At 68.8% G+C, this 20,713-nt stretch carries 19 protein-coding genes; 13 read left to right on the top strand and 6 right to left on the bottom strand.

What is annotated here, in order from left to right; all coding sequences use genetic code 11:
- Position 1: 1 nt before the first annotated feature.
- The 8 genes from DTA22_RS07435 to DTA22_RS07470 all read left to right on the top strand — a co-directional run bounded on the left by DTA22_RS07435 (position 2) and on the right by DTA22_RS07470 (position 8,083).
- Entirely contained in the window at positions 2 to 904 is a 903-nt protein-coding gene (locus tag DTA22_RS07435; RefSeq protein ID WP_112299050.1) for an acetaldehyde dehydrogenase (acetylating), read from the top strand.
- Between the two features lie 36 nt (positions 905 to 940).
- Positions 941 to 1,999 carry a 4-hydroxy-2-oxovalerate aldolase gene (dmpG, locus tag DTA22_RS07440; RefSeq protein WP_112299051.1) on the top strand — a complete coding sequence of 353 codons (1,059 nt, stop codon included), beginning with the start codon at positions 941 to 943 and terminating at the stop codon, positions 1,997 to 1,999.
- A 40-nt stretch (positions 2,000 to 2,039) separates the two neighbouring features.
- A complete protein-coding gene (locus DTA22_RS07445; RefSeq protein WP_112299052.1) occupies positions 2,040 to 3,218 on the top strand; it encodes an acyl-CoA dehydrogenase family protein in 1,179 nt (392 codons plus the stop codon).
- Positions 3,219 to 3,306: 88 nt separating this feature from the next.
- Complete coding sequence (bphC, locus tag DTA22_RS07450) at positions 3,307 to 4,218, top strand: biphenyl-2,3-diol 1,2-dioxygenase (RefSeq protein WP_112299053.1); 912 nt, start codon at positions 3,307 to 3,309, stop codon at positions 4,216 to 4,218.
- Entirely contained in the window at positions 4,218 to 5,369 is a 1,152-nt protein-coding gene (locus DTA22_RS07455; protein ID WP_037244293.1) for an alpha/beta hydrolase family protein, read from the top strand. The genes bphC and DTA22_RS07455 overlap by 1 nt, the downstream gene beginning before the upstream one ends.
- Before the next feature lie 168 nt (positions 5,370 to 5,537).
- On the top strand, positions 5,538 to 6,626 hold the full coding sequence (locus DTA22_RS07460) for a PEP/pyruvate-binding domain-containing protein (protein WP_037244135.1): 1,089 nt from the start codon (positions 5,538 to 5,540) through the stop codon (positions 6,624 to 6,626).
- Positions 6,626 to 7,225: a hypothetical protein gene (locus DTA22_RS07465; RefSeq protein WP_112299055.1), complete on the top strand. Its 600-nt coding sequence runs from the start codon at positions 6,626 to 6,628 to the stop codon at positions 7,223 to 7,225. The genes DTA22_RS07460 and DTA22_RS07465 overlap by 1 nt, the downstream gene beginning before the upstream one ends.
- Positions 7,226 to 7,243: 18 nt before the next feature.
- A complete protein-coding gene (locus tag DTA22_RS07470; RefSeq protein WP_112299056.1) occupies positions 7,244 to 8,083 on the top strand; it encodes a DUF427 domain-containing protein in 840 nt (279 codons plus the stop codon).
- Here the strand turns inward: DTA22_RS07470 and DTA22_RS07475 are convergent.
- Positions 8,080 to 9,315 carry a low temperature requirement protein A gene (locus DTA22_RS07475; protein WP_112299057.1) on the bottom strand — a complete coding sequence of 412 codons (1,236 nt, stop codon included), beginning with the start codon at positions 9,313 to 9,315 and terminating at the stop codon, positions 8,080 to 8,082. The genes DTA22_RS07470 and DTA22_RS07475 overlap by 4 nt on opposite strands.
- Before the next feature lie 69 nt (positions 9,316 to 9,384).
- The gene (locus tag DTA22_RS07480; RefSeq protein WP_112299058.1) at positions 9,385 to 10,200 is read right to left on the bottom strand and encodes an alpha/beta hydrolase; all 816 of its coding nucleotides are present in this window, start codon (positions 10,198 to 10,200) and stop codon (positions 9,385 to 9,387) included.
- Between the two features lie 240 nt (positions 10,201 to 10,440).
- On the opposite strand from DTA22_RS07480, the gene DTA22_RS07485 reads away from it, so the two are divergent.
- The gene (locus DTA22_RS07485) at positions 10,441 to 11,226 is read left to right on the top strand and encodes an SDR family NAD(P)-dependent oxidoreductase (protein WP_112299059.1); all 786 of its coding nucleotides are present in this window, start codon (positions 10,441 to 10,443) and stop codon (positions 11,224 to 11,226) included.
- Positions 11,227 to 11,235: 9 nt separating this feature from the next.
- Here DTA22_RS07485 and DTA22_RS07490 read toward each other — a convergent pair whose 3' ends face one another.
- Genes DTA22_RS07490 through DTA22_RS07500 form a run of 3 tightly spaced genes read right to left on the bottom strand, consistent with a single transcriptional unit; the run spans position 11,236 to position 13,445 of the window.
- A complete protein-coding gene (locus DTA22_RS07490; protein WP_112299060.1) occupies positions 11,236 to 12,027 on the bottom strand; it encodes an SDR family NAD(P)-dependent oxidoreductase in 792 nt (263 codons plus the stop codon).
- Positions 12,028 to 12,049: 22 nt separating this feature from the next.
- Positions 12,050 to 12,304: a hypothetical protein gene (locus DTA22_RS07495; protein WP_112299061.1), complete on the bottom strand. Its 255-nt coding sequence runs from the start codon at positions 12,302 to 12,304 to the stop codon at positions 12,050 to 12,052.
- Entirely contained in the window at positions 12,282 to 13,445 is a 1,164-nt protein-coding gene (locus tag DTA22_RS07500; RefSeq protein WP_037231685.1) for a Rieske 2Fe-2S domain-containing protein, read from the bottom strand. Before DTA22_RS07500 ends, DTA22_RS07495 begins: the two co-directional genes overlap by 23 nt.
- A 167-nt stretch (positions 13,446 to 13,612) precedes the next feature.
- On the opposite strand from DTA22_RS07500, the gene hsaA reads away from it, so the two are divergent.
- Positions 13,613 to 14,779, top strand: a complete 1,167-nt coding sequence (gene hsaA / locus DTA22_RS07505) for a 3-hydroxy-9,10-secoandrosta-1,3,5(10)-triene-9,17-dione monooxygenase oxygenase subunit (RefSeq protein WP_112299062.1) — start codon at positions 13,613 to 13,615, stop codon at positions 14,777 to 14,779.
- Here the strand turns inward: hsaA and DTA22_RS07510 are convergent, their stop codons facing one another.
- Positions 14,780 to 16,318: an FAD-dependent oxidoreductase gene (locus DTA22_RS07510; RefSeq protein ID WP_112299063.1), complete on the bottom strand. Its 1,539-nt coding sequence runs from the start codon at positions 16,316 to 16,318 to the stop codon at positions 14,780 to 14,782.
- Positions 16,319 to 16,502: 184 nt separating this feature from the next.
- Between DTA22_RS07510 and DTA22_RS07515 the strand changes: the two genes are divergently transcribed.
- The 3 genes from DTA22_RS07515 to DTA22_RS07525 all read left to right on the top strand — a co-directional run bounded on the left by DTA22_RS07515 (position 16,503) and on the right by DTA22_RS07525 (position 20,712).
- Positions 16,503 to 17,114 (top strand): TetR family transcriptional regulator, encoded by a 612-nt coding sequence (locus DTA22_RS07515; protein WP_037231430.1) that lies wholly within the window; start codon positions 16,503 to 16,505, stop codon positions 17,112 to 17,114.
- Between the two features lie 181 nt (positions 17,115 to 17,295).
- Complete coding sequence (locus DTA22_RS07520) at positions 17,296 to 18,459, top strand: steroid 3-ketoacyl-CoA thiolase (RefSeq protein WP_112299064.1); 1,164 nt, start codon at positions 17,296 to 17,298, stop codon at positions 18,457 to 18,459.
- A gap of 24 nt (positions 18,460 to 18,483) precedes the next feature.
- Positions 18,484 to 20,712, top strand: a complete 2,229-nt coding sequence (locus DTA22_RS07525) for an acyl-CoA dehydrogenase (RefSeq protein WP_112299065.1) — start codon at positions 18,484 to 18,486, stop codon at positions 20,710 to 20,712.
- Position 20,713 lies beyond the last annotated feature (1 nt).

Below are 20,713 nucleotides of genomic sequence, written 5' to 3' on the forward strand. Positions count from 1 at the left end.
TGTGACCAAGGCTCTCGCCGCGATCGTCGGATCCGGCAACATCGGCACCGACCTCCTGTACAAGCTCCTCCGCTCGGAGATCATCGAGCCCCGCTGGATGATCGGCGTCGACCCGGACAGCGAGGGACTGAAACGCGCCGCGGACCGGGGTGTGACCGCCAGCGCCGAGGGCGTCGACTGGCTGCTCGCCCAGGACGAGCGCCCCGACATCGTCTTCGAGGCCACGTCCGCCTACGTGCACCGGGTGAACGCACCCCGTTACCGGGAACTCGGCATCCAGGCCGTCGACCTCACCCCCGCCGCGCTCGGACCCGCCGTGGTGCCCGCCGTGAACATGGGCGAGCACCGGACCGCGCCGAACGTCAACCTCATCACGTGCGGCGGCCAGGCGACCATCCCGATGGTGCACGCCGTCTCCCGGATCACCGAGGTGGCGTACGCCGAGATCGTCGCCAGCGTCGCGTCGCCGTCCGCAGGCCCGGGCACCCGCGCGAACATCGACGAATTCACGATCACCACGAGCCGGGGCATCGAGACGATCGGCGGGGCGAAGAAGGGCAAGGCGATCATCATCCTGAACCCCGCCGAACCGCCGATGTTCATGAAGGACACCGTGTTCTGCTCCATTCCCGCCGACGCCGACCGGGACGCGATCACCGCGTCCATCCACGACGTCGCGGCATCCGTGCAGGCGTACGTCCCCGGCTACCGTCTGCGCGCCGAACCGCAGTTCGACGACCCGACGCCGATCAGCGGTGGCCTCGCCCGGGTCGGCATCTTCCTCGAGGTGGAGGGAGCGGGCGACTTCCTGCCGCCCTATTCCGGCAACCTCGACATCATGACCGCCGCCGCCACCAAGGTCGGCGAGAGCTTCGCGACGCAGATCCTCGGCGCAAGCGTCTGAGCGCGTCCGCCCCATTCACTCTTCGAAGGAATACCGATGCCTTACAGTGCTGATCTCGACATCCGGGTGACGGACTCGTCCCTGCGCGACGGCTCCCACGCCAAGCGACACCAGTTCACCGTCGAACACGTCCGCTCGATCGTCGGGGCGCTCGACGCCGCCGGGGTCCCGGTCATCGAGGTCACCCACGGCGACGGACTCGGCGGATCCTCGTTCAACTACGGCTTCAGCCACACCCCGGAGCAGGAGCTGATCAAGGCCGCTGTGGAGACGGCGGAACAGGCCAGGATCGCGTTCCTCATGCTCCCCGGACTGGGTGTCCAGTCCGACATCCGTGAGGCCGCGGACAACGGCGCGAGCATCTGCCGCATCGCCACGCACTGCACCGAGGCCGACATCTCCGTGCAGCATTTCAGTCTCGCTCGCGAACTCGGGCTGGAGACGGTCGGCTTCCTGATGATGTCGCACAGCCAGCCGCCGGAGGTACTGGCCGCACAGGCCCGGATCATGGCCGACGCCGGCTGCCAGTGCGTGTACGTGGTGGACTCGGCCGGGGCGCTGATCCTGAACGCCGTCAGCGACCGCGTGTCCGCCCTGGTCGCCGAACTCGGTGACGACGCGCAGGTCGGCTTCCACGGGCACGAGAATCTCGGGCTCGGTGTCGCCAACTCGGTGCTCGCCGTCGAGGCCGGCGCCCTGCAGATCGACGGCTCGACCCGGCGTTTCGGTGCGGGCGCGGGCAACACCCCGGTCGAGGCATTCGCCGCCGTGACCGAGAAGCTCGGAATCCGCACCGGCATCGACACTCTGAAGATCATCGACGCCGCAGAGGACGTCGTCCGGCCGATCATGGACGGCGACTGCCTGCTCGACCGGCTGTCGCTGACTATGGGCTACGCGGGTGTCTACTCCAGCTTCCTCAAGCATGCCGATTCGCACGCCCGCCGGTACGGGGTGTCCGGTGCGGAGATCCTCATCGAGGCCGGTCGACGCAAGCTCGTCGGCGGTCAGGAGGACCAGCTGATCGAGATCGCCCTCGGTCTCGCAGACCGGAAGTCCGCGAGTTCCGCAGTCGCCGAGAAGAAGTCCGCCTAGGCGTTTCGCCGGGCACCGACACCAGAAAGCCGAGATCATCATGGGCCAGGTTCTTGACCGGATCGAACAGTACGCGGACGAGATCCGCGCGGAAGGTGCCGAGGGCGACAAGCTGATGCGCCTGTCCGACACCTCCGCGAAACGGTTGCGCGACTCCGGCGTGATGCGGATGCTGCAGCCCAAGGAGTACGGCGGCTACGAATCGCATCCGCGTGAGTTCGCGGAGACCGCGATGGGCATCGGCGCCATCGACGGGGCCGCGGGCTGGGTGAGCGGCATCGTCGGCGTCCACCCGTGGGAACTGGCGTTCTTCGACCGCAAAGCGCAGGACGAGGTGTGGGGCGAGGATTCCGACATGTGGATGGCCTCGCCGTATGCCCCGATGGGTGTGGCCGTGCCCACCGACGGCGGCTACGTTCTCAACGGACGGTGGTCGTTCTCCTCGGGCACCGACCACTGCGGGTGGATCATGATCGGCGCCGCGGTCGGCGACCGGGACGGCAACCGGGTGATGCCGCCGAAGATCCTGCACGTGCTGCTCCCGCGCGCGGACTACGACATCGACCAGGACAGCTGGAACGTCGTCGGGTTGCGCGGCACCGGGTCCAAGGACCTGATCGTGAAGGACGCGTTCATCCCGCTGCACCGGACGCTGCAGGCCGACAAGGTGTTCGACGGCTCCGCGCCGAAGGAGTTCGGCCGCACCCAGACGCTCTACAACTTCCCGTTCTCGTGCATCTTCCCGCTCGGCATCACGTCGTCGTTGATCGGCATCGCCGAGGGCGCGCTGGCCTGCCACCTGAATGCGCAGCGTGAACGTGTCACCGTGTCGGGTACCGCGATCAAGGAGGACCCGTACGTGCTGTTCGCGATCGGCGAGGCGGCGGCGGAAATCGCGGCGTCGCGCGCGGCGATCCTCGAGACGGTCGACCGGTTCTGGGACATGACCGAGAAGGGCCAGGACGTCTCGTTCGAACTCCGCTCCATCGGCCGCCGCACGCAGACGGCCGCCGCCTGGCGGGCGGTCCGCGCCGTGGACGAGATCTTCGCCCGCTCCGGTGGTGGTGCGCTGCAACTGAAGACACCCATGCAGCGGTTCTGGCGCGATGCCCACGCCGGCCTCTCGCATGCGATCCACGTGCCCGGATCGATCTTCCACTCCTCGGCCCTGACCCAGCTCGGCGGCGAACCCCAGGGCATCCACCGCTCCATGATCTAGGCGCTCCGCGCCCGTGCGTGGTTAGCGAGTCCAGAGACTCGTCAACCACGCACGGGCGGCGGAGCCGCCTTCAGGAAAGGACTTTCACATGACCGACATTCGAGGACTCGGCTACCTCAGGATCCAGACGAAGGACGTGCCCCGCTGGCGTGAGCTAGTGGTGGACGGGCTGGGCATGGCCGAGGGTTCCGGCCCCGAGCCCGACGGCCTGTACCTGCGCGTCGACGAGCGGCGGTCGCGGCTGATCGTCCTCCCCGGTGACACGGACACGGCACTCGCGGTGGGGTGGGAGGTGCGCGACCAGTTCGCTCTCCAGCGGGTGCGTGAGCAGGTGGAGAAGTCGGGTGTCACGGTCGACGTCCTGTCCGAGGAGGAATCGCGCTACCGCGACGCCGAGCAGGTGATCGCGTTCGACGATCCGTCCGGCACACGGGTGGAGGTGTTCTTCGGGCCCGTGCTCGACCACAGTCCGGTCGTCACCCCACACGGCGGGCGGTTCGTCACCGGCGCACAGGGTCTGGGGCACGTGGTCCTCCCGACGCCGGCATTCGAAGAGGCCTACACGTTCTACACCGAGGTGCTGGGTTTCCTGCCCCGCGGGGCGATCCGGCTCGGGCCGGCCGACGCCCCGGGACCGGCCCGCCGGGTGCGGTTCATGGGCGTCAACGAGCGCCATCACAGCCTCGCGTTGTGCCCTGCGCCGCACAGCGGCGAACCCGGGATGGTGCATCTGATGACGGAGGTCGACACGCTCGACGCCGTCGGCCAGGCGCTCGACCGGCTCGGCAAGCTCGGCTTCTCCATCTCGTCGACCCTCGGCCGCCACACCAACGACCGCATGGTGTCGTTCTACGTGCGTGCCCCCGGCGGCTGGGACCTCGAGTTCGGCACCGAGGGGATGCTCGTCGACGAGACGCACTACACCGCCGAGGAGATCACGGCGGACAGCTACTGGGGTCACGACTGGTCGGGTTCCGAGCCGCTGGCGGCGTTCTCGTGATGTCGTCGCGCGCCGGGATCGGAGCGGTGGCCGCGCTCGTCATTCTCGGTGGAACCGCCTGTTCCACTGCGACATCCGAGACGGCGGCCGACCCGGCGGCGCTCCGGCCGGGCCAGCTTCTCTCGTCCCGCGCCGTCGCGGACGGTCCCGCACTGCCGAGCGCCGGACGGAACGAGATCATCACCTACGCGTCGCAGGACGGCAACGGCGACCCCGTGGTGGTGTCGGGGACCGTGTCGATTCCCCGCACGCCGGCACCCGAGGGTGGGTATCCCGTGATCAGCTGGGCGCACGGCACGACCGGAGTCGCGGACGCCTGCGCCCCGTCCACGGATTTCGTGGGCGGCCCTGCCCACGGCTATCTATCCGGGGTGAACGCGTCCCTCGACGATTGGGTCGCCAAGGGATACGCGGTGGTGAGCACGGACTACCAGGGTCTGGGCACGCCGGGTATCCATCCGTACATCAACGGTGACACGGAGACGAACGCCGTCGTGGACATCGTCCGCGCCGCCGGCGCGATGGATCCGGCTGTCGGCCCGACGTGGTTCGTGATCGGCCACAGCCAGGGCGGGCAGGCGGCGTTGTTCACCGCGGCGCAGGGCGGGGAGCGCGCCCCGGAACTGCATCTCGGTGGTGCCGTGGCGATCGCCCCGGGCAACGGGCTCGACCAGACGCCGCAGTACTTCCGCTCGGGTGTTCCGGGTATCGAAGCGGCCGAGGCGTTCCTCCCGCTGATCCTCCTCGGAGCCCAGGCGGCCGACCCCGCGATCGACCCGTCGGCGTTGCTGACGGAGCAGGCGCAACCGCTGGTGACGGCGGCGCGGACCGGGTGCATCGACGACATCCGGAAGGTGCCACCCGTGCCCGCCGGTCAAGTGTTCCGTCCCGACGCCGACCTGAGACCGCTGACGGACTACCTGGCCCGCCAGGAGCCGTCGCGAGTCCACGTGCAGGTGCCGACGCTGGTCGCGCAGAGCTCCGGCGACCTGGTGGTGAGCAAACCGTCGACGGACCTGATGGTGAAGACGTTGCAGGACAACGGAAACGAACTCACGTATCGGACGTACGAGGGTGCGGACCATCGCGGAACGATCGGGGTGTCGCAGAAGGACGCGCAGGATTTCGTCGCCGGGATCCTTGCTCGCTGAGGATGCCGGGACCTCACCCTGACCACCGGCCGTCATCAGCGTGTTGACAACAGAGTGTTGATTGTGTGGGGTGGTCGGGTGACCATCGAGGGTTCGGCGCAGGCTGTCCGGCAGCGGCTGAACCGGGTTCGTGCTCGGGCCGGCGACCGTGACGCGGAGGCCTGAGCGGTGCCGCTCGTCCCGCTGCCGGACGCGTCCGAGCGTTGCGGTGGCAAGGCCCGCAACCTCGGCCTGCTGCTACGTGCCGGATTCCGGGTGCCCGCAGGATTCGTGATCCCCGATCCGCTCGGCGATCCCGGGTGGGAGCGGGAGATCGAGGCCGGACTGCGCCGTCTCGGTCCGGGTCCGGTCGCGGTGCGCTCGTCCGCTCTCGCGGAGGACGGCCTGGAGTCGTCGTTCGCCGGACAGCTGGCGACGACGCTCGGGGTCACCACCGCCGCCGAGGTGATCGAGGCGGTGCATCGCAGCGCCTCCTCCGGCTCCTCGCCCGAGGCCGTCGCGTATGCGAATCGCACACATCGGGACGCCCCCGCGACGGCCGGGGTGATCGTGCAGGTGATGGTGCAACCCGAGACGGCCGGAGTCATGTTCACCCGGCACCCGGTCACCGGGGCCGAGCAGGTGGTGATCGAGGCGGCGAGGGGCCTGGGCGACGCAGTCGCGGCCGGGACCGTCACTCCGGAGTCGTACCTGGTCGACGGTGTACACGTGCAGACAGCGAGGCACCGGGGCGGGCAACTGCTGTCCACTGCCCGGGCCTGCGCCCTCGCTGCTCTGGGACGTGACATCGAGAATCTGTTCGGGCAACCGCAGGACATCGAGTGGGCGATCGCCGGAGACGAAACCTGGGTCCTGCAGGCTCGCCCGATCACGACCGCTCCCACCACCGCACCGCCAGTGCGAGCAACGCCGGGCGAGGTGCTGCTGACAGGCATCGCAGCCAGCCCGGGCACCGCCGTCGGGCCTGCGCGGATCATCGGCAGCCTGGACGACTTCGCCCGCTTCCGTCCGGACGACGTGCTGGTCTGCCGTACGACCTCGCCGGCGTGGACCCCGCTCCTGGCTCGCGCGTGCGCGGTGGTCACCGAGACGGGCGGGATGCTGGCGCACGCCGCGATCGTGGCCCGCGAGTTCGGCATCCCGGCGGTCCTGGCGGCGCCGGGGGCCATGACCGCACTGGCCGAGGGCCGGCTGGTCCGCGTCGACGGCACCCGCGGGCACGTCGGCACCGCCACCGGGATCGGTGGGCGGAACTGATGTCGCACCGCACACCGACGGACATCCTGGTGCTGCACGCCGTGCGGATCCTGGGCTACGCGGAGACCGACCGCATCGCCGCCCGGTTCGCCCTGCCTGCAGGACTGGCCGCCGAGCACCTGCTCGACGCCGAGGCGCGTGGATGGGTCACCCACATCGCCTTCGCCGGGGACAGCAGATGGTCCCTGACCGAAGCCGGGAAGGTCCACGGCGAGCGACTGCTCGCCGCCGAGCTCGACCGATGCGGAACCCGCGCCGTGGTGGTGCGGGTCCACCGGGACTTCCTGCCGCACAACGTCGCCGTGGCGGACAGTTGCACCGCCTGGCAGTTGGCCGAGATCGGCCTCGGCGAGGCGACCGTGACCATCGGCGAGACGATCTCCCGGCTGGGGACCGCGGCGGACGCCCTCGCCGAACTCGAGGCGCGCCTGGTCGCCGGCATGGACCGGTTCGCCGGGTATCACCAGCGGTTCGCCGGCGCCGTCGAGCGGGCGGGCACCGAGCCGGCCTGGATCACCGCAACCGACCGCGACTCCTGCCACCGCGTCTGGTTCGAGTTCCACGAGGACCTCATCGCTTCCCTCGGCCTGACCCGATGACACGGCTAGTCTCGAACTATGGGCCTACGACTGCGCGACAGCATCGGACGTCAGCTGCGCGAGCTTCGCTACGAGCCGACGGCGAAGCGGATTCGTGCGGTGCTGAACGGGACCACGGTGGTCGACAGTGACCGTGCGATCCTGGTCTGGGAGCCGCGGCGCGTCGTTCCCGCGTACGCGGTGCCGGCGGAGGACATCGACGCGGAGTTGTCGCCGGAGCCAACGGGTTCGGTGCCGGCGGGGGAGACCGGCGACGTCGGCTTCGCCCTGCCGGACGTGACGACGATGCCGGTGCTCGATCCGCGGGTGCCGTTCTCGGTGCACAGCACGGAAGGGGAGCCCGTTGCGATCCGCACCGGCGCCGGGTACGCCCGGGGGTTCCGGCCCGGAGACCAGGACCTGACCGGGTACGTGGTGCTCGATTTCGACGGCTTCGACCGCTGGCTCGAGGAGGACGACGAGATCGTCGGACATCCGCACGACCCGTTCCAGCGCATCGACGTTCGCCGCACGTCCCGGCACATCCGGGTGATGCTGGGCGACACCCTCCTCGCCGACACCCGGCGGGCGAAAATGCTGTTCGAAACACTGCTGCCGGTCCGCTACTACCTGCCGGCCGGCGACGTCGTCGCGGAACTGCAACCGAGTGCGACGACGTCGTACTGCGCCTACAAGGGCGAGGCCGCCTACCGGTCCGCGGTCACCGCCGGCGGAGTGCTTCACGACATCGCGTGGCGATACGACGAGCCCCTCGTTGACGCGTCGGAAGTTCGGGGGCTCGTGGCCTTCTTCGACGAGCGGCTCGATCTGGTCGTCGACGGTGTGGCCCGCCCTCGGCCGGTGACTCCCTGGTCCTAGGTCTCCTCGCCGGCACCGGTGTCGGTGCGCCCGAGGACGACCTCGAGCGCACGGGCCTCGTGCGCGTGCCCGAGCAATTCGTATCCGACGACCGTGACGACCGGTGCCAGCATCACCACGATCAGACACCACGCCATCGACACGCCTTGCGCCGCCAGCACCAGTGCGAGCGCGATCGTGGCCGCGGTCAGGACGAGGAGCAGGACGTGGAATGGATCGGGCACCCGCAGCAGATACGTGTACAGCGCGTAGACGCCCAGAAGGAAGATCGCGACGGGCGCGGCGACGGAGAGCACCGTCGCCGTCCCGCCGATATGGGAGGCGTGTTCGATGTAATACGCCGCCACGTGTAGTCCGGCCCCCACCGCGGCCAGCGACGCGAAGAGCGCGATGTGGCTGTAACCCCAGACGAACGACCGGCTGCGGTACACCTCGAGCACCTCGGCCGACGGCAGGGTGTAGTACACCCACCACAGTCCGAACGTGAGTCCGATGCCCGCCACCGCGACGAGTACCGCGTCCAATGTCCAGCCCTGGTGTTCGACCACGGCGGACAGTGATGCCACGGTGCCGATCACACCCTCGCCGAGTGTGATGATGACGAGCAGGCCGTGACGCTCGACGATGTGGTGTGCGTGCCAGGGCGTTCCGCCCTTGTACCGTTCGGCGATGACGGGGCTGGTCAGCTCGACGAGTATGAGTATCGCGCCGAGGCCGAACGCGTATTCGACGGTGAGGGGAGCGATCACCAAGGCGACCCAGCCGATCTGCGCGATGACGAGCGTCGTGGCGTACGTCAGTGACGCGGAACGGTGCTCGGGGTCGTGTTTGGCGGCGCGCAGCCATTGGAACACCATGGCGACCCGCATGACGATGTAGCCGGACACCATCACGGAATTGTCGAGTTCGACTCCACGGTCGATGGACGCGAACATCGGAGGCATACCGAGCGCCAGGATGACGACGCCGATCATCTGGATCATGGTGGTGACCCGGTAGATCCAGTCGTCGGTGTCGTAGGCCGACGCGAACCAGGAGAAGTTGATCCACGCCCAGATGATGGAGAACATCGCGAACGCGAATCCCGCCAGCCCGGCGGCGACGTGTCCTTCGGCGACGAGGTGCGCGAACTGATCGCCCGCGACACCGAACGCGACGACGAACGTCAGGTCGAACAGCAGCTCCAACGGCGTTGCCGCACGGTGCTCCTCGTGTGGATCACGCCCGACCATCCTCTGGACACGGTGGGCGAGGTTCCTGCTGTTCGGTGCCGGTTGTCCGGGCGCGTTCACGGCGGTCCGCTACGGAGTTCCCTGGTCTGCCTGCACCACGAGGTCCGCGACCGCGCCGGGCTGGGACACCAGGACGGCGTGCGACGCCGGGATTTCCGTGATCCGGGCTCCCGCGCGCGTGGCCATGAACCGCTCCGCCGCCGCCGGAATCACACGATCGTTCTGAGCGACCAGGGCCCAGCTCGGTGTCGACGCCCACGACGGATCGGCGGTCGGTTCGAGGTTCGCGACGAGCGCCGCCGACTTCTGGTGCGCGATCATGCCTGCGACCGTGGCGTCCGGGACGTCCTGTGCGAACACGTCGTGGAAGCGGCCGGGATCGATGTAGCCGTCGAGGTTTCTCCCGGCGATTCCGGTGGGATCGTTCTCGACCACCTTCACCTGCAGCACCGGCGGGAGCAGCTGGCTGCCGGGGAACCGGATCGGGTCGAGGTTCAGCATGACCGGCTCGCCCTGCGCCGGGGCGAATGCCGCCACGTAGACGAGGGCCTCGACGTTCGGCGAGTGCACATTGGTGATGACCGCGCCTCCGTACGAGTGACCGACGAGGACCACCGGTCCCGGGATGTCCGCGAGCACCTTCTCGATGGCGGCGGAGTCGTACGCCGGTCCGCGCAACGGGTTGTCCGGGACCACGACTTCATATCCGCGGCCGCGCAGTTCCGCGGTCACCGCATCCCAGCTGGTCGTGTCGGCGAACGCACCGTGGACCAGCACCACCGTCGGCAGATCCTGGGCGAGGGCCGGTCCGGCCCCCACGGTGAGCGTTCCGGCAGCCGCGATCGCGCATGCGGCAACGGCTGTTCGAAGTCGAAGAAGTCGCATCACTCGTCTCCCGAGTCAGGAAAGAACACAGTGGTCAGGGGTGAAGGGGCCTGCGCGCCAGGTGTAGACGTGAGGCACCGTAGTAGGAGAGACGCCGTCGTACGAGAGCAACGCCGTGGCCTGGCCCTTCGTCGCTGAGATTACTCGCCTACAGCGCGGTCGGCATCATTTCGGCTAGCGTGATCGGAGGGGGACGTTCCGCTCGTGTATGCACGCTCCGCCGTCGTCAGGAGGAACCCCGTGGATCTCGCGTTGCGCGGCACCGTCGCCGTGGTCACCGGAGCCAGCAAGGGTATCGGGCTCGCCATCACCCGGGCGCTCGCCGCGGAAGGCGCGTTCGTGGTGGCGGGGGCGCGTTCACCCAGCCCCGAACTGGAAGAACTCGTCCGCAGCGGAATGGTGGAGGTGGTGAGCGTCGACCTGTCGACCCCCACCGGCCCGTCCGAACTCGTCGCCGCCGCCACTGCCCGGGGCAGTCTCGGCGTCGTCGTCAACAACGTCGGCGCTGCCCACCCGAGACTGACCGGTTTCCTCGACGTGACCGACGAAGACTGGATCACGACGATGAATCTCAACCTGATGTCGGCGGTGCGAACGATCCGCGCCGCCCTGCCCACGATGATCGCGGCGGGCCGAGGTTCCATCGTGACGACCAGTTCGGTCAACAGTTTCCTGCCCGACCCCACCGTCATCGACTACTGTGCGTCCAAGGCCGCGCTCACCAACTTCTCGAAGGCTTTGTCGAAAGAGTTGGGACCGTTGGGTATTCGGGTGAACACCGTGAGTCCCGGCCCGGTGTCGACCGCTCTGTGGCTCGGCGACGACGGGGTCGCCGCCACGGTTGCGCGCGCCGCGGGCGGCGACCCGGACGCAGTGGCGGAGCGTGCCGCGAAGCAGGCGGTCACGGGCCGGTTCACCCGCCCGGACGAGGTGGCGGATCTCGTCGTGTTCCTCGCGAGCGACCGGGCGGGCAATGTGACGGGGTCCGACTTCGTGATCGACGGCGGACTCGTCACCACCCTCTGACGTCGGCGGTTACCGGCGGCCCAGCAACTTCCGCATTCCCTCGGCTGCCCCGCGCACGAGTGCGTCGCGGGGGAAACCACTGCGCTTCCGGGCCGCGTCGTAGTTGCCGCCCGCCACCCAGACCGGCCCGTCGGCGATGTGTGCGAGCCCCTCACGGGCAACGTCTTCGGGTTCGGCGACCTTCATTCCGGGAAGGTCGAAGTTCAGGCCCGCCCGGACCATCGCCGGCGTGCGGGTGACGCCCAGGACCAGTTCGACCACGTGGACGCCGAACGGCGCGAGTTCGAGCCAGAGGCTTTCCGCGAAGATCCGGCCGAACGCCTTGGACGCGGCGTAGATGCTCTGGTCCTCCGAACCCAGGTACCCGGCCAGCGAACCGACCAGCACGATGCCGCCTCGGCCACGGTTCTTCATCCTCGTGCCGAAATGCTGCGAAAGGTGCAGCTGAGAGGTGATGTTCAGGTCGATGACACGCTGGAAGCCGGCGAGGTCTCCGCTGACGAACTCGTGTCCGTAACTGTTGGCTCCGGCGTTGAAGATCAGCAACCCGACCTCGACGTCGTCGGTGGCCGTGCGGATCCGGTCGAGGGCGTCCGCATCGAGGAGATCGAGCGCGAGAGTGCGCACCAGGACGCCGTGGGCGCGGACCGTGGCCGCGGTCTCCTCGAGCGGCCCGGGCTTACGGGCGATCAGCACGAGGTTGATCCCGGCGCGGCCCAGTTCCTCGGCGAAACTCGCGCCAACACCCTCGGAGCCGCCTGCGATCACGGCCCACGGACCGTAGTGTTCGGTGTCGATCATGTTGTGTCCTTCCGGAAATCGTTCAGTGGGCGACGACGGGTGTCGGAACGGGGTCGGGATCGCGCACCGGGACGACGCCCGCCTCCGCGGCCCGGGTGATCGACGCCGTCAGCGCCGAACATCCTTTCCGGGGAGCGCCGGGGCGCCCCGGCCCCGCGCTGCCGATCTCGCGGCACCGGGCGCGGGCCGCGTCGTCCCACTGAACGGAAGTGTGCTCCCAGCTGTTCTTCTGGACCAGGACGCTCGCGCCGCACTCAGTGCACTGCAGCGGTTGCATCGGCTTCGCGCGCCTTTCGTGCGAGGTTCTCTTCCACTTCGCGCTTCCACGACTCGACCGGCCGGGTGGTGTCGAGTTCGAACTCGAACCGCTCGGTCATCTGCGGGGTCACCGCATCGACGTCGACGTAGAACTGCTCGTACCACCGGCGCAGCTGGTAGACCGGGCCGTCCTCCTCACACAGCAGCGGATTTTCGATGCGGGTCTTGTTCTTCCAGATCTCGATGTCCTGCTCGAAACCCTTCGCGATGAACGTGCCGAAATTCTTCGCCATCTCGGTGGCCGCGTCGCCGTCGAGATCCTTCGACTTCTTGACGATGATGCCGTACTGCAGCACGAACCTGTCGGCGCTGACTGGGTAGTGGCAGTTGATCAGCACGGAGTCGACCTCGTGCGTCTCGTACCGGTACGTCAGGTCGTCGACCATGAACGACGGGCCGAAATACGTCGCATCCGAGCGGCTTCCGACCATCTTGGGTTGACCCGACGCGTGCGGGCGCATGTCGTCGCGGGCCTGCCCGCGCATGAACTGGCTGGCGACGTGGCCCTCGAAGACGTTCTTGAAGTAGGTGGGGAACGAGTAGTGCACATAGAAGAAGTGCGCCATGTCGACGATGTTGTCGACCACCTCGCGGCAGTTGGTGTCGACCGTGGTCCGGTACCAGACCCAGTCCGTCCATTCGTCGTCGAGAGCGCCGTCGATGCGGGGAATCGTGACGTCCGCGGGCGGCGGATTGCCCTCCGGATCGTTCCACACGAACAACATCCCGTCCTGGTCGAGCGCGTGCCACGACCGGGTCCGGGCGAGCGGCGGAACCCGGCGCGCGTATGGAATCTTCTTGCACCGGCCGTTGGCACCCCACCGCCAGTCGTGGAACGGGCACGCCACCTCGTCGCCCTTGACCGTGCCCTGGCTGAGGTCGCCGCCCATGTGCCGGCAGTAGCCGTCGAGCACGGCGAGATCGCCCGCACTGTCGGCGAAGACGACGAGCTTGGTCCCGAACGCTTCGACGGAATGCGGCTTGCCGTCCCGGAACGCCTCGGACAATCCGATGCAGTGCCATCCACGGGCGAATCGGGTGGGCGCTGCGCCCGCGTCGATTTCGCGTACCTCGACTGTCTCGGACTGTTGGGTGGTCACGATGCGTCCCGTCCTCTCCTGGGCTTGTGCGGTGCCCTGCACGCTAAGTGAGCGTGGACGGCCCGCATGACGTGGTCCCACTGGACGGGACCGGGCGGTGGGGCGGTGTTTCCCGTTGAGCGAGATGCCTGTCCACGCACGGGTGTGATCGCCCTACCCTCCGACAGATGACGAACGAGGTCCTGAGATCGGTCCGCGGCCTGCTGCCGATGATCGCGGAACGCGCGGACAAGGTCGACGAGTCGCGGCGCGTGTCCGAACAGGTGATCCGTGAACTCGGCGACGCCGGAATGTTCAAGATGCTGCAGCCCAGGCGGTACGGCGGCACGGAAAGCAATCCGGTGCACTTCTACGAGGTGGTGCGCGCCGTGTCGGGTGTGTGCGGCTCGACGGGCTGGCTGGCGTCCGTGCTCGGGGTGCACCCGTGGCACCTGGCCCTGTTCGACGACCGGGCGCAGCGTGACGTGTGGGGCCACGACGATTCGGTGCTCGTGTCGTCCGCCTACGCACCCGTCGGACGGCTGGTCCCCGTCGAGGGTGGCTACCGGCTGACGGGGGACTGGCATTTCTCCTCGGGCTGCGAGCACGCGTCGTGGGCACTGCTCGGCGCGATGGTGGTCGGGACCGAGGGCCGCCCGGTCGATTTCATGACCGCTCTGGTGCCGCGGTCGGACTACCGCATCCACGACGTCTGGGACGTGGTGGGGATGCGTGGCACGGCCAGCAACGAGATCAGCGCGGAGGACGTGTTCGTTCCCGACTACCGGATCAAGAGGAATTACGAGACGGCGCAACTGCGCGGACCCGGACAGAAGGTGAACCGGGGACCGCTGTACCGGCTGCCGTTCGCCACGCTCTTCACCACCGCCGTGGCGGCCCCGGGAGTGGGTGTCGTCGCGGGATGCTACGAACGCTATCTGACGTTCATGCGGGAACGAGTGCGGCTCAGCCTCGGTGGCGGAAGATTCGTCGACGACCAGTTCGCCCAGGTCGCGGTGGCCCGGGCGTCGTCCGAGATCGACGCCGCGATCCTGCAGATGGATCGCAACGTGCGTGAACTGTGGGAACTGGCCGAGGCCGGTGAGGAACTCCCCATGGGTCTGCGCCTGCGGGTGCGCCGCGATCAGGTTCGCGCGACCGAGCGAGCCCTCGACGCGATCGACCTGCTGTTCAAGACCGCCGGCGGAAGTTCGCTGTCGCGCGGCAACGCGATCGAACGGTCGTGGCGCGACGCCCACGCGGGCAGCGTGCACGTGGCCAACGAGCCCGAACGCGCCCTCGCCCTGTTCGGCAGGGGCGCGTTCGGGCTCCCGGTGGAGGACAACCTCGTGTAGTCAGCTCCGCATGTGCTGAACTGCCCGGTAGGAGAAGACCATTGCGGTGCCGAGCGGCACTCCGGGGCCGGGATAGAACCGGCCGCTGAGCGATGCACTGGTGTTGCCCGCCGCATACAGTCCGTCGATGGGTGTGCCGTCGGCGCGCAGGACCCGGGCGTCGGCGTCGGTCCGGACCCCGCCCTTGGTGCCGAGATCGCTGAGCACGATGCGGGCCGCGTGGAACGGGCCCTGCGACACCGGGCTCAGTGCCGGATTCGGTGGCGCGTCCGCACCCGTGCCCGGCGGGCAGAAGAAGTTGTCGTACGGGTCCTCTCCCCGGTGGAACGCCTCGTCGACGCCGTGCTTGGCGAAGTCGTTGAACTGTTCGACGGTGCGGCGCAGAGCGTCCGCGGGAACGCCGATCTTCTCCGCGAGTTCCTCGACCGTGTCGGCCGAGACCCAGGTGCCCGCCGCGTGATGCTTCTCGGCGGAGATGTTCGGAATGGAGATGGCAGGCAACACGGGCCCACCCTCCTTCGAGTCGAACACGAGATACGAACTGCCGCTTCCGTGCTCGATCATCGCTCGACCGAACTGGTCGTACGGCAGGGACTCGTTGAGGTACCGCTCTCCGGACGTGTCGACGAGAATGCCGCCGCGCACGCCCACCATGAACGCGCCGGAGCCGTCCGGAAGTTCGACCCCGGGGCACCACCACGCCTCGTCGAGGAGTGCGGTGTCCGCGCCGATCTCCACCGCCGCCCGCAGGAGGTCGCCGGTGTTCGCGCCGCGCGGGCCCATGCTCCAGTTCGCCTTGCCCGGCGTTCCGTTCTCGGTGCGCAGCGCCGCGTTGCCCTCGATCCCGCCTGCCGCGAGCAGCACGCCGCGCGTCGCCCGGATTCGGACGGTCTCACCGGCGGCGTTCGTCGCCTCGACGCCGACGACCCGGCCGTCCTCGACGATCAGCGACCGCGCGGCGGTCTCGGTGCGCAGTTCCGCGTGCCCGGTGCCGTGCAGAGCCATGAGAAGACGGCCGATCAGGGCGCGGCCACCGTTCAGTGTTCCCTCCGGATGCGGTTCCCCGGCCCGGTCGACGTCGGCCTCGGGCCGGATGACCTCACGCAGGTCCCCGACCTCGTCGCTCGGCAGGTCGAGCGGGTTGATCGCGCGACCGTAGTCCATCCGGCCGGGCGCCTTGTAGTAGTCGGGGAACGCGCGCCACTCGAATTCGATGTGGGGATCGCGTTCGAGGAGGTCGACGACCTCGGGCGCGGTGGCGACGTACGCCTCCTGACGGTCGATTTCCTCTTCACCCACCACTGCGCGCAGGTACGTGCGCGCTTTGTCCGTGGAGTCGCCGATGCCGGCGCGCTCCTGCACGGCGGTGCCCGGCAGCCACACCGCGGCGCCGGAGTACGCGGACGTGCCGCCGAACAGTGGGGTCTTCTCGAGGACGAGGGTGCGCAAACCCTGCGAAGCGGCCGTGTAGGCGCCGGTCAGCGCGCCTCCCCCCGAACCGACCACCAGCACGTCGCACTCGGTTGTCCAGTCCTGCATCGTCGTTTCCTCCGTTGATGGTCTGTGGTGACTGGCGGTCCAGTCGTGGTGTTCACGCAATCGCATCCTGGGGACCTGCGGCACGTGCGGTCCCACTCACCGGACGAAATTCGATGCTTTCCCGAACCAATGCGAGAATCGACACCGGATCCGGGGCTGTGTGCGGAGTGAAGGGGGATCGAGGGTGCCGAGAATCGCCGAAGTGCGGGACGCTGCCGAACCGAGTTCGGAGGAACAGCGGGCCCGCCACGTCCGCATGCTCGAGGCCGCGATCGAACTGGCCACCGAGAAGGAACTCGCCCGAGTCCAGATGCACGAGGTGGCTAAACGTGCCGGCGTCGCTATAGGGACGCTGTACCGGTACTTTCCGTCGAAGACGCATCTGTTCGTCGCGGTGATGGTCGACCAGATCGACCGCATGGGTGTCGGGTTCAAGAAGAGCGCACCCCCCGGTGAATCGCCGCAGGATGCGGTGTACAACGTGCTCGTCCGCGCCACCCGCGGGCTGCTGCGACGGCCCGCACTGTCCACCGCGATGATCCAGTCCACGAGCACCGCCAACGTCGCGTCCGTGCCGGATGCGGGGAAGGTCGACCGGGCATTCCGGCAGATCATGCTGGACGCCGCCGGGATCGAACATCCGACGGAGGAAGACCTCACGGCGCTGCGCCTGCTGGTGCAGCTGTGGTTCGGCGTCATCCAGTCCTGCCTCAACGGCCGGGTCTCGATTCCCGATGCCGAGTCCGACATCCGTAAGGCGTGCGACCTGCTGCTGGTCAACCTGTCGCACCGCTGACAGCTCGCCGGCGTCGGGCCGCGTCACCGTCGACGTCGAAGTGAAATTCATTCCTGACACCTGAGCTGCGCCGAAAACTATTTTGCAAGGCAAAGGGCATTGATGTCTATTCAAAAATAGAATACATTTCAAAAATGAGCGCGGACACGTCCGCGAGCCAGAAGAACCCAAGGAGCGGAACATGGGCAACGCCGTCATCGTCGACGCGGCACGGACACCGATCGGGCGTCGGCGCGGGGCACTGTCCGGACTGCACCCGGCCGAACTGCTCGGCGCCGCACAGCGGGGTGTCCTCGAACGGGCCGGTGTCGCCCCGGCGGACATCGGGCAGGTCGTCGGCGGATGCGTCACCCAGGCCGGTGAACAGTCCAACAACGTGACCCGGCAGGCGTGGCTGCACGCGGGACTGCCGTACGCGACGGCGGCCACGTCGCTCGACTGCGCCTGCGGGTCTTCCCAGCAGGCCGTGCACGTCGTGGCGGGGCTCATCGCGTCCGGCCAGATCTCCGCCGGAATCGGGTGCGGTGTCGAGGCGATGAGCCGGGTGTTCCTCGGCCAGGCCGTCACACCGGAGACCGGCAACCCGTACCCCGGCGACTGGTCGATCGACATGGGCGACCAGTTCACGTCCGCCCAGCGGATCGCCGACCTGCGCGGACTCGGGCGCGGCGACGTCGACGCCTTCGGGCTCGAGTCACAGCGCCACGCCGCCCAGGCCTGGGCGGAAGGACGGTTCGACCGCGAGATCGTTCCCGTCACCGCCCCCGTCGTCGACAAGTCCGGCGCACCCACCGGTGAACTCGCGGTGGTCACCCGGGACGGGGGACTGCGGGAGACGACAGCAGAGGCCCTGGCGGCCCTGAAACCCGTGATCGACGGCCACATTCACACTGCGGGCAACTCGTCCCAGATCAGCGACGGCGCCGCCGCCGTCCTGCTCATGGACGGCGGCCGTGCCCGCGAACTCGGATTGCGGCCGCGCGCGAGGATCGTCGCGTCCGGCATGGTCGGCTCCGACCCGTACTACCACCTCGACGGGCCGATCGAGTCCACGCGGATGGTCCTCGGACGCGCCGGAATGTCGTTGGGCGACATCGATCGCGTCGAGATCAACGAGGCGTTCGCGTCCGTCGTGCTGTCGTGGGCGCAGGTGCACGGGGCCGACCTGTCGAAGGTGAACGTCAACGGCGGCGCCATCGCCCTCGGACATCCGGTGGGCTCCACCGGGGCCCGGCTGATCACGACCGCCCTGTACGAACTGGAGCGCTCCGACACCTCCACCGCGTTGGTCACGATGTGCGCCGGTGGCGCACTGTCCACCGCAACCATCATCGAACGCATCTGACCCCGAACGATCGACGAGGCCGACATGACAATGGGATTGACCGAAGAAGAACGCGACCTACGCGACTCGGTGCGGGGCTGGGCCACGCGGACCGTGACCCCGGCCGTGCTCCGGGAGGCCGTCGAGGCCAAGACCGAGCGACGGCCGCTGTTCTGGAAGTCGTTGGCGGAACTGGGTGTACTGGGACTGCACCTGCCCGAGGACATGGGCGGGGCCGGGTGCGGGCTGGTCGAACTGGCAGTGGTCACCGAGGAACTGGGCCGGGTCCTGCTGCCCGGTCCCTTCCTCCCGACCGTGCTGCTCGGCGCCGTCCTGCACGAGTCGGGGCGCGCGGGTGAGCTCTCCGGGCTTGCGGACGGTTCGACCCTCGGCGCGGTGGCCCTGCAGCCGGGTTCGCTGCGGCTCGCCCGGGGCGGCGGAGTGGTGACGCTGGACGGCGAGTCCGGGTACGTCCTCGGCGGGCAGGTGGGCGACCTGTTCCTGCTCGCGGCGAGGGACGGCGACGAGACCGTCTTCGTGGCGCTCGCCCGCGACCGGCTCGACGTGACCGACCTGCCCAGCCACGACGTGGTGCGCCGCAACGCGACCGCGGCGGCGAACGGACTCGAGATCACCGAAGCCGATGTTCTGCAGATCGATTCGCAGCGCGTCCTCGATCTGGCGGCCACCTTGTTCGCCGCCGAGGCCGCGGGCGTCGCGGACTGGGCCGTGACCACCGCCGCCGACTACGCCAAGGTGCGCCACCAGTTCGGCCGCCCCATCGGCCAGTTCCAGGGCGTGAAGCACCGGGTGGCACGCATGCTCTGCCTCGCCGAACAGGCCCGCGTGTGTGCGTGGGACGCGGCCCGTGCGATGAATTTCGGGAGCAGTGCCAGGGCCGCGACGGCTGCGCAGCGCTGCAGTGCGGCGGAGGAGTCACTCGCGGCCGCGGTCGCCGGAGCCACCGCCCCCGACGCGGCGTTCTCCGTCACCAAGGACTGCATCCAGGTGCTCGGGGGCATCGGCTACACCTGGGAACACGACGCCCATCTGTACCTGCGCCGGGCGCAGTCGCTTCGGATCCTGCTCGGGTCCACCGCATCGTGGCGGCGGCGCGTTGCCCGCGCGACCCTGGGTGGCACCCGCCGGGTGCTCGGCATCGACCTGCCGCCGGACGCCGAGGACATCCGCGCCGACGTCCGCGCGGAACTCGCGGCCGCCGCCGCACTGGACGAGACGGAGTGCAGGGCGTACCTGGCCGAGAAGGGTTACACCGCACCGCACCTCCCCACACCGTGGGGCAGGGGAGCCGGCGCCGTGGAACAACTCGTGATCGCGGACGAACTGCGCGCGGCCGCGCTGAAGCCCCACGACATGATCATCGGCAACTGGGTGGTGCCCACGCTCATCGCGCACGGCAGCGAAGAACAGTGGCAGCGCTTCGTGCCGCCGTCGCTGCGCGGCGACCTCGTCTGGTGCCAGCTGTTCTCCGAACCCGGCGCCGGATCGGACCTCGCCGGCCTGAACACCAAGGCCACCAAGGTGGACGGCGGCTGGGTGCTGCAAGGGCAGAAGGTGTGGACGTCGATGGCCCGGGACGCGGACTGGGGCATCTGCCTCGCCCGCACGGATGCCTCGGCTCCCAAACACAAGGGATTGTCGTACTTCCTGATCGACATGTCGGCCAGCGACGGCCTCGACATCCGGCCACTGCGCGAGATCACCGGCGAGGCACTGTTCAACGAGGTGTTCCTCGACAACGTGTTCGTCCCGGACGAACTCCTGGTGGGCGAACCGGGCGACGGCTGGAAGCTCGCCCGGACGACCCTCGCCAACGAACGCGTGTCGCTGTCGCACGACTCCTCACTGGGTTCCGGCGGCGAGGCTCTGCTGACGCTGGCGAGCGAACTGCCCGGCGGCATCGACGACGAGCAGCTGACCGTGCTCGGCAAGGTCCTCTGCGACGCACAGTCCGGCGGCCTGATGGGGCTGCGCACCACCCTGCGATCGATCGCGGGCGGGCAACCGGGCGCCGAGTCGTCGGTCGCGAAACTGCTCGGCGTCGAACACATCCAGCAGGTGTGGGAGGTGGCGATGGACTGGGCCGGACCGCGCGCCCTGCTCGGCGACCAGCCCCGGACGTCCGGCACGCAGATGTTCCTGAACTCGCAGTGCATGTCGATCGCGGGTGGCACCACCAATGTCCAGATCAACATCATCGGCGAACGACTGCTGGGTCTGCCGCGTGACCCCGAGCCCGGAAAGGGAGTGTGAC

Origin of the sequence: Rhodococcus wratislaviensis, from assembly GCF_900455735.1 — a bacterium.
Lineage (GTDB): Bacteria > Actinomycetota > Actinomycetes > Mycobacteriales > Mycobacteriaceae > Rhodococcus_F > Rhodococcus_F wratislaviensis.